Here is a 10,700-nt window from a genome sequence, read left to right on the forward strand (position 1 = left end):
GGAGAAAAAGAAAACCCAGAGAGGACCCTCTAGGTCCTCTCTTTTTCTAAAGGGGAATGAGAACGCTTACCACTTGTGAGCGTATGAAAGGAAACAGGAAAAAATGGGAAAACATTTTTTTGAGAAACGGTGTCATTACAGTATACGTAAATTTACAATCGGCGCAGCTTCTGTTATGATTGGTGCTAGTATCTTTGGAGCTAGTGTGGTTCAGGCTGCTGAAACAGAAGGACCTTCAGAGACAGAAGGTACGGTAACACAGGCTCAGCCTCTGGATAAACTGCCAGCAGATATAGCAGCAGCTATTGAAAAAGCAGAAGCGAGTGCTGGAACTGTAGATGATCAACCTGCAGCGTCAGAAACTGGAGCAACTGCAGCTGAAACAACTACTCCAAAACCAACTGAAACTCCTGCTCCTAAGGAAGAAGTGGCTTCAAAACCAGCTACAAATCCTAAAGAGGAAGCAGTTTCTGAGGCGAAACCAGTTGCAAGTCCTGCGATTAAAGATGTAGTAGATACACCAGATGTCAATCATCTAGAAAAGGCGACTGCAACAGCTTCAAACCATGAAGCCAACACACCATTTACAGCAGAAAAGGCAATCGACGGAAAACCTGATACTCGTTGGGCAACTGACCAAAACGTTGAGAAACCAACAATCGAATTTACACTTGAGAAGACAACAGTGATTAAGCATGTTGAGATTGATTGGGACCGCCGTCTTCGTGGTGAACAAAATGATCCAAATATCAAGTCATGGAACCTCTATTACGCTGGTCAGGATGATGTGAATGGTTCAGGAGTTAAAGAATGGAAGTTGGCTTATCAAAGAACAGGGAATCCTCTTCTTGATGAAAAAATTGACTTGAAAGAAGCTATCCAAGCCAAATACCTTAAACTTGAAATCACAGACTATCAAGCTGGTACTATGAACTGGAAAAATGTTGGTATCCAAGAGATTCGCGCTTATTCAAATATCCCTGATGCCAGCAAACCGACAGACATTCGCCAAGTTACAGAACTAACAGTTGCCGAAGACGGTAAGTCACTTGTTTTACCGAGCTTGCCAGGAAAAGTTAGCTTGATTGGTAGCAACAAACAGGGAGTTGTTGATCTTAATAACAAAATCTACAAACCCTTAACAGATCAAACTGTTAAGGTAATGGTCCAACAAATCAAGGATACTCATACCTTCACAAAAGAATTTGAAGTCCTTATTAAAGGGTTACATGCAGACGAAGGTGTTGGAACCAAACCAGTAGTTGCACCAGCAGTTCAACAATGGTATGGAACTGAGGGTAAAACTTCTATCTCATCTGATACTGTTATTTCAGTCGGAGATTCTGGATTTGGTCAAGAAGCTAAATTCTATCAAACTGACCTTGAAAGTCGTGGGCTAGAAATCGCTACAGGTGATCAAACAGCTCAAAAACGGATCGAATTTAAGAAAGTTGTTGATAAAGGTTATGGTAAAGAAGGCTATGGTATCACTGTAAAAGATGGTGTTATCACTGTAGAAGCTGCAACCAACGCAGGAGCCTTCTATGCAACTCGTACTCTCCTTCAGATGGGAGAAACAGACCTACAGAACGGTGAAATCCGTGATTTCCCAAGCTTTAGTCACCGTGGCTTTATGCTAGATACAGGTCGTAAGTTTATTCCTTATGATACTCTCGTGGATATCATGCTTAACATGGCCTACTACAAGATGAACGACTTGCAGTTGCACTTGAATGACAACTATATCTTCTTAAAAGATCATTTAGCAGGGAAAAATCTTACTCCTCAAGAGGAACTGGATTATGTTCTTAAAAATGCTAAGACAGGTTTCCGTGTAGAGACTGATGTTGTCGGTGAAAATGGTGAAAAATTAACATCTGACGAGCATTACACTAAGGAAGAAATGCAAGAAATTATCAAGTTGGCAAAAGCTTTGCATATCAACCTTGTTCCTGAAATTGACACACCAGGTCACGCTCTTTCATTTGTTAAGGTTAGACCTGATCTTATGTATAAAGGCAGTCTTAGTGACTATAGAGGTAAACACAATGTAGAACGTGTGGCTATGTTGGACTTGGACAACAAGTACGAAGAAACGCTTGCTTTTGTTAAATCAGTCTATGATAAATTGTTGGATGGAGAGGATGCACCACTTCATGGTGTCTCAACAGTTCATATCGGAACCGATGAGTACTACGGTAGTCGCGAAAGCTATCGTCGCTATGTCAATGATATGATTCAGTACATCAAAGGCAAAGGCTATACACCACGTATTTGGGGTTCACTTAGTGCAAAACCTGGTACAACGCCAGTTGATTGGAAAGATGTAGAAGTTGATATCTGGAGTATCGGATGGCAACGTCCAACTGATGCTATTGCTCAAGGTGCTAAGATTATCAATATCACAGATATTCCAACCTATAGTGTCCCAAGCGGAAGTAACAGTCAAGGTAGTTATGGCGATTATGCCAACTATGAAACTCAATACAATCGTTGGACACCAAATGACTTCTCAACAGGTGGAGGACCACGTCTAGAAGCCTCTAATCCAAATATCCTTGGTGGTGGTCATGCGGTTTGGAATGATAATATTGACCTCCATGAAACTGGACTGACTTCTTACGATATCTTTAAACGCTTCTTCAAGAGTATGCAATCAACTGCAGAACGCACTTGGGGTTCAGACCGTGCAGCCAAGACCTATGCAGAACGTGTTCAACCAGCAAGTGTTTATGCACCACAGTCTAACCCAGATAAGACCGTAGCTGAAGAAGACTTGTTCAAGATTAATCCTGAGACTGTCAAAGATTATCTTGCTAAGAAAGTACAGAAGACTGAAGCAGGTTTGAATTTCGAAAAAGATAGCACTATCGAAGGACTTGTTGGTGATGTCGGTCCAAGTCATGTCTTGAAATTGGATGTGACTGTAACTGGTGATGGCCAACAAATCTTCTCAACAAGTGGCAATAATCAACTTTATCTTGCAGATAAAGATGGCTACCTTGCCTATACTTTTGAACAATTCCATATTCAATTCAACAAGAAACTTGAAAAGAACAAACGTTATCAAATCTCTGTTGTTACGAAACCACAAAAAACAGAAGTTTATGTGGACGGTGAAAAGGTTGAACGTATTGCAAATCCAGCTTACCCTCGCTTTGCTCATAATAGTTTGGTTCTACCTCTTGAAACAATCGGTGGCTTCAAAGGAATCTTGCATAGTGCTGAGTTGTCAAATGAACCATTCGTAAATCCGCGTTTGATTCCAAATGATAAATTTACAGTTTCTGCAACAAGTCAGGAATTGCCAGGAACCGATGCTGAAGGTCCAGTAGAAAAAGCCTTCGACAATGATCCAAATACCTTCTGGCATTCAAAATGGTCTGGTCATCAAGCTCCATTCACTGTTGCAATGAACTTGAAAGCAAGTGAAAAAGTAAATGGTCTGACCTACCTGCCACGCCCAGGTGGAGGCAATGGTGTCGTAACATCTTATGAAGTTTATGCTCAAAAAGATGGTCAGATGGTTAAAGTTGCTTCAGGAACTTGGGAAAATAATGCCAAAGAGAAAACAGTTAACTTTGATGCCATTGAAACCGATAAGGTAGAATTTAAAGTTCTAGCTGGTGCTGCAGGATTTGGTAGTGCTGCAGAAATTCAACTTCTTAAACCAGTTTCTACTAACAAGGTAGAAGAGCCAGTTAGTCCAGAGAAACCTGTGACACCAGAAAAACCTGAAACTCCAGAAAAACCTAAAGTTGAGGAAATGGGCGATGGTACAACTGAACTTGCTGATAGCTTTGTAGCTACGAAACCTACAAGTGACGAAGCAGTGGCCGCAGCAGCACAAAGTCAAGACTATCTCAAGAAAGAATATAAGGTCTTCCCAACACCACAAAAAGTAACTTATGGTGAAGGCGTTACGAAACTCCATAAACAAGTAAATCTTGTTATGGGCGATCAGTTAGATATCTATACTCGTAACCGCTTGAAGAGTGTTCTACAAGATCATCAAATCTCATACACAAGCAGTCAAACACCTGTAGCAGGTGCTACCAACATCTACCTTGGCGTTCATGGACAAAATTCACAGGCTGAAAAAGAAATGCCAAGTCTATCTCAAGGACTCTTTGATAAGATTGATGCCTATTCATTGTCAATCAAAGGCAACACAATCTCTATCGTCGGTAAGGATACAGATGCTGTCTTCTACGGTTTGACAACTCTCAAACACATGCTTAATGAAAGTGAAGCTCCAGTCTTGCGTAATGTAACAGTTGAAGATTTCGCTGAAATTAAGAACCGTGGCTTTATCGAAGGTTACTATGGAAATCCATGGAGCAATGCTGATCGTGCTGAATTGATGCGCTATGGTGGTGACTTGAAGTTGACTCAATACTTCTTTGCTCCAAAAGACGATCCATACCACAACAAGAAATGGCGTGAACTTTATCCAGAAGAAAAATTAGCTGAAATCCGTGAATTGGCGCGTGTCGGAAACCAAAACAAGACTCGTTATGTTTGGACCATCCACCCATTCATGAACAACCGTATCCGTTTTGGCAACGATGCTGATTACCAACAAGATTTGGAAACCATTAAGGCTAAATTCACTCAATTGATGGATGTCGGTGTTCGTGAGTTCGGTATTTTGGCAGATGATGCTCCAAGTCCAGTTGGTGGCTACAATAGCTACAACCGCTTGATGAAGGACATGACAGACTGGTTGACTGAAAAACAAGCAACTTATGTTGGCCTTCGTAAGGAAATGATCTTCGTTCCTGGTCAGTATTGGGGTAATGGTCGTGAAGATGAGTTGAAATCTCTAAATGAAAATCTTCCAACTTCAACTTCTATGACCCTTACTGGTGGTAAGATTTGGGGTGAAGTATCAGAAAACTTCCTATCTAACCTTAAGAACAATCTGACTGCAGGTGGCAAGACCTACCGTCCAGTATCTCTATGGATTAACTGGCCATGTACAGATAACTCTAAACAACACTTAATCTTGGGTGGCGGTGAAAAATTCCTTCATCCAAATGTAGATCCAAGTCTCCTTTCAGGTATCATGTTGAACCCAATGCAACAATCTGAGCCTTCGAAGATTGCCCTCTTCTCAGCAGCTCAATACGCATGGAAACAATGGAAATCTGAAGACGAAGCTAAGAAAGTAAATGATATCGCCTTCAACTTTGTTGAAACAGGTAAATTTACTGATAGTGAAACATCTGTTGCCTTCCGTGAACTTGGTAAACACATGATTAACCAAAACATGGATGGTCGTGTTGTCAAGTTAGAAGAGTCTGTTGAACTTGCACCGAAATTGGATGCCTTTATGGCTAAGCTAAAAGCAGGTCAAGATGTTAGCGCAGAGCGTGCTGAATTGCGTGCAGAATTTGCAAAACTGAAAGCAGCAGCTCAACTTTATAAAGCGTCTGGTGACGAAAAGATGCGCTCTCAAATCCATTACTGGTTGAATAACACTATTGACCAAATGGATGCTTTGAGTGCTTTCCTAGATGGATCAGAAGCTATTGAAAACAATGATTCTGCTAGACTTTGGGATAGCTACTACAAGGGATTGAAACTTTATGAACAGTCTCAAACTTATACTTTCCATTATGTAGATCATGATGAAAAAGCTGAATTAGGTGTTCAACATATCCGTCCATTCTTGCTTGGCCTTCGTGAAATCCTTGCAACTGAAGTTCAAAAAGCCTTGCATCCAGACCAAGTCATTAGCACTTTTATTACGAACCGTACAGGTGTAGAAGGCGGACTTGCTGAAGTCACTGATGGTGATTTAGGAACACATGCCCTAATTAAATCACCAAATAGCATCCAAACTGGTGATTACATTGGCTTGAAATTTAACAAGGCTGTTCCAATTCAAAACTTGACATTCGCAATGGGAACTCAAGCAAATCCGCGCGATACCTTTAACAATGCTAAGGTTGAGTACCTCAATGAAAATGATGAGTGGGTAACACTTTCAGAACCAAGCTACACTGGTAATGAGCCTCTTCTTAAATTTGAAAACCTCAATATCAATGCTAAAGCTGTTCGCATGATTGCGACTTCAGATCGTGGAAACACTTGGTTTGCGGTAAGAGAAATTGCTGTTAACCGTCCTGTAGAAGTTGTTCGTAACAAACAGACAGCTACTGTGACAATCAGTCCAAATCTTATGTACAAGTACAACACAACAGTTGGTCAGATTACAGATGGACGTGATAATACTGAAGCCATGCTTGCAAATGCTGATAGAACAGACACAACTCCAGTCAATGGTTGGGTACAACTTGACTTGGGTGAAGTCAAACCTGTGACCAAGGTTCGTCTAGTTCAAGGATCAGGAGATAAATTGGCAGAAGGTGTTCTTGAATATTCTGCAGATGGTAGCTCATGGCAAGAATTGGATCGCTTGACTGGTGAACAAACAAAAGAAATCGAAACTCCAATTTCAGCTCGCTACGTTCGTGTTCGCAATACTAAGAACATCAACTTATGGTGGCGTATCGCTGACTTCTCAGTTGAAACACGTGCAGGCAATAGCGAATTGACTGATACAAACGTTGAAAGCCTGAAGTCAACTCCAGTTTATGATAGCCTAGGTCGTTATGACTTGCAAATTCCAAGCGGAACTAAGCTTCCAGCTAATAGCTACTTGGGTATGAAACTTGATCGTCTTCACCAAGCTGAAAGCATTCAAGCACTTGGTATTGAAAATCCATCCCTCAACTTGGAATACTCTCCAAATGCCCAAGAATGGTATCCAGCTGATCAAGTGACTGATAAGTCCTTGGTACGTTATGTTCGTCTAGTTAATAAGACTGATCAAGAACAAGCAGTGACAGCAACATCTCTACTTGTTAAGACAAAAGAAGTTCAACCAACGACACTTGATTCTACATCAATGGGAATCCACCCAACATACGGTCGAAATGATGTTCGCAAAATCAAGAATTTGGATCAGTTGTTCGATGGTGTTTACAATAACTTTGTAGAGTTTTCTGATTATGCTCGTAAAGATGGTCATATTACCTTGAAACTTGGTAGCGAGCGTGACATTAAGAAGATTAGAGCTTACATCCAAGACGGCACTCAAAACTATCTCCGTGATGGTAAGATTCAAGTTAGTCAAGATGGTAAGACTTGGACAGATGTTGTAACAGTTGGTGACGGTGTTGCTAATGAAACACGTGATGACTCATTGACAGATGGCTGGACACATGATTCTAAGATGCCAGGAAATCGCTATATCGAGGGTGAACTTTCAAGCCCAGTTAAAGCCAACTATCTCCGTGTTCTATTTACAGCAGACTATGATGCTCGTTTTGTAGGTTTCACTGAGTTGGTGATCAATGATGGTGAATTCGTGAAACCAATCAATGACCCAACGGTAGAAGGAAACAGTGGTGAAAGCCAAGGCAACCTTTACACTAATATTGTTGATGGTAAAGTCTTGACAAGCTACAAGGCTGAGAAAGAACAAGGTGAGCTTGTCTACCACTTGTCAGAACCAACAGACGCTAACCATATTCGCCTTGTTTCAAGTATTCCTCAAGGAGTGAAAGCTCGTGTGCTTGCTCGTACTCTGAAAGAAGATAAAGCAGATGCTTGGTCAGAACTAGGTGAAATTACCTCAAGCTTCCAAACATTTGCAGTGAGAGAAAAAGCGCCATTGTTGGATGTCAAACTTGTTTGGGAAGGAGGTAAACCTGAATTTTACGAAATGACGACCTTCCACCAAGAGCTTCCAGAAGAACCGGAGAAACCAGCTTTAACTACAAGTAAGGGTGACGAACCAGCACCAGTAGTAGAAGTCCCAGAATTTACCGGTGGCGTAAATGGTGTTGAAGCAGCTGTTCATGAAGTTCCAGAATACACTGAAGCTATTGGCACAGCAGGTGAAGAAGCAGCACCAGTAGTAGAAGTCCCAGAATTCACAGGAGCAATTGGCACAGCAGGCGATGAAGCAGCTCCGGTAGTGGAAATTCCAGAATACACAGGAGCAATTGGCACAGCAGGCGAAGAAGCAGCTCCGGTAGTGGAAGTTCCAGAATACACAGGAGCAATTGGCACAGCAGGCGAAGAAGCAGCTCTGGTAGTGGAAATTCCAGAATACACAGGAGTTATTGGTACAGCAGGTGACGAAGCGGCTCCAGTAGTAGAAGTCCCAGAATTCAAGGGTGGGGTTAATGCTGTCGAAGCAGCTGTTCATGAAGTTCCAGAGTACACTGAAGCTATTGGCACAGCAGGCGAAGAAGCAGCACCAGTAGTAGAAGTCCCAGAATTCAAGGGTGGCGTTAACGCAGTCGAAGCAGTTGTTCATGAAGCTCCAGAATACACTGAAGCAATTGGCACAGCAGGCGATGAAGTAGCACCAGTAGTGGAAATCCCAGAATACACAGGAGCTATTGGTACAGCAGGTGAAGAAGTAGCTGTTCAGGAAGTAAGCCCAGAATACACAGGCAGTGTCAATGGAGCAGAAGCAGCTATCCATGAAGTCCCAGAATTTACTGGTGGTGTGAATGGTGAAGCAGCAGCTGTTCAAGAAGTAATCCCAGAATTCACAGGTGGTGTCAATGGGACAGAAGGAGCTGTCCGTGAGATTCCAGAATACACAGATGAGCAGTCTCTTGTAGCTCTTGCTATGTCACAAGATAAGACCTACCAAGCACCTGCAAGTCATCCATACAAGCTCCCAGAGACAGGTACTAAAGAAAATACCGGCCTTGCAGCCGTTGGTGTTGTAGGAGCACTTCTTGGTATGTTTGCTATGGGAAAGAAAAAAGACGACGAATAAGATGATGTAAAAGCATCTAAGGCATAGAGATTGGATCAAGAGACTAATCTCGATTATAAAAAGCGGACAAAACTAGTTTTCTGATAAACAGAAGCTGGTCTTGTTCGCTTTTTCTTAAAGTGATACTCTTCGAAAATCAAATTCAAACCGCGTCAACGTCGCCTTGCCGTACTCAAGTACAGCCTACGGCTAGTTTCCTAGTTTGCTCTTTGATTTTCATTGAGTATGAGGAAGCTGATGGTCACTGAAGTTCTTTGACCAGAATATTTTTAACTTGGGACGAAGAACTTACGATTGGGTTAAGTCGCAAGTCAATTTTTCTACCATTTAGGATGTTTTGATGACAATTTAAGAAAGAGCAATCTTTTCCTAGAAATAAATGCTAAACTATAATTGTTCCTAAACATGATTTAGTAGATCGGTGGTCTGGTTCAACCCTAAAAGAATAGAGCTGATCTTACAAGTTAATCATGAAGAGTATTATTAGATTGGTTTTAGAGGTAGCTAGTAGAGAAAAGTACATCTGAAATTTGATGTTCTCTTGTGAGCAAAACTAAGAAGTTATTCTATTCATTCATTTATTTGTAGAAAGCTTTGGGGGTATCTATGAAATTTAATAAATATGCCTATCCCTTAGCGCAAGCCTGCTTGGGTTTGTATTTATTCGCTAATGGAGGTAGTTTGATCAATTTAGATATTGGGGTTATCCTTGTGTTATTATCCCTGATTAAGGGAGTAGAAATCTATAAAGAGGGAAGAAAACACAGATGAGCATCGTTAGTAAGTGGAGATGCTGGAGTTAAGGAAAGAAGAGGTAGTGGTTTGCAAAAGTTGAAAAATAGTTTAAAATTTGTAGGAATGATCTTACTGATTATAAATGTAAATACATTTCCCATGAGAATGCTGGCTCTCGAAGACTCTAGTTCTCTATCCTTAAAGTGGACGACTAGTATTGGGTATTTGGTACTGGCTACTTTCTTGCTAGTTGCTGTTTGGAGACAGTATAAAAAGAAAGTTCCAGACCAGCAGAAGACTCTTAAATTTACCTGGAAGGATTTTGGAATAGCCCTTTTATTTTATGTGGCTACTCGACTAGTAGCGATTGTAGGTACCCTCCTGATCCAAGTAGTTACTGGAAATCCAACATCCGCTAACGATGCTGCCTTGCTGGCCACAAGTGAGCAGGTCACTCGAGTTTTTCCTCTGTTTTTCATCGCTTTTCATTTTGCAATTGGTATATTTGCTCCAATCATGGAAGAATTAGTATTTAGAGGATTCTTCAGCCACTATTTTTTTAAAGATGATCAAAAGTGGTTGAAATTGCTAATAAGTTCTGCGATTTTTGGCTATCTGCATATGTTTTATCCAATAGAGTTTGTAACTTATTTTTTACTGGGAGTGATATTTTACTTAGCCTATGCTCGTAGAGGGAATATCCTTGATTCCATAGCTGTTCATTTGTTAAATAACGGAGTGCTGGTACTGGTATCTATTTTAAACTATCTATTTTTAGTTTTTAGCTAATACTCTTCGAAAATCTCTTCAAACCACGTCAGCGTCGCCTTGCCGTATATTTGTTACTGACTTCGTCAGTTCTATCCACAACCTCAAAACAGTGTTTTGAGCAACCTGTGGCTAGCTTCCTAGTTTGCTCTTTGATTTTCATTGAGTATAAAATATATTCAAAAAATGATTGGTTTAAAGGCTGATCATTTTTCTGTTGCAAAGATCAACTTTTGCTGATATAGTCAATTGAACCCAAAATATAGTAAAATGAACCTAAAACAGTACATAATGTGGTATAATCTTCTTATGGCATATTCAATAGATTTTCGTAAAAAAGTTCTCTCCTATTGTGAGCGAACAGGTAGTATAACAGAAGCATCACACA

Annotated in this window: 4 protein-coding genes; all 4 read left to right on the forward strand. The window is 40.8% G+C overall.

The annotated features are described in order from the left end of the window. Positions 1 to 103 precede the first annotated feature (103 nt). Positions 104 to 8,809 (forward strand): SIALI-17 repeat-containing surface protein, encoded by an 8,706-nt coding sequence (locus QM406_RS07505; RefSeq protein ID WP_414273851.1) that lies wholly within the window; start codon positions 104 to 106, stop codon positions 8,807 to 8,809. Between the two features lie 606 nt (positions 8,810 to 9,415). Then, complete coding sequence (locus QM406_RS07510) at positions 9,416 to 9,580, forward strand: hypothetical protein (RefSeq protein ID WP_414273852.1); 165 nt, start codon at positions 9,416 to 9,418, stop codon at positions 9,578 to 9,580. 51 nt (positions 9,581 to 9,631) lie between these two features. Next, positions 9,632 to 10,333, forward strand: coding sequence for a lysostaphin resistance A-like protein (locus QM406_RS07515; protein ID WP_414273853.1), 702 nt, complete (start codon positions 9,632 to 9,634; stop codon positions 10,331 to 10,333). A 288-nt stretch (positions 10,334 to 10,621) separates the two neighbouring features. Further along, positions 10,622 to 10,700: IS630 transposase-related protein (locus tag QM406_RS07520; protein ID WP_137995624.1), on the forward strand; the 79-nt coding region annotated here is incomplete at its 3' end.

It is taken from the genome of Streptococcus infantis (genome assembly GCF_047465035.1).
GTDB lineage: Bacteria > Bacillota > Bacilli > Lactobacillales > Streptococcaceae > Streptococcus > Streptococcus infantis_T.

What these genes read in the sequence shown, in the direction of transcription:
- QM406_RS07510 (WP_414273852.1), top strand. Translation starts at nt 9,416, where the DNA reads ATGAAATTTAATAAATATGCCTATCCCTTAGCGCAAGCCTGCTTGGGT.
- QM406_RS07505 (WP_414273851.1), top strand. Translation starts at nt 104, where the DNA reads ATGGGAAAACATTTTTTTGAGAAACGGTGTCATTACAGTATACGTAAA.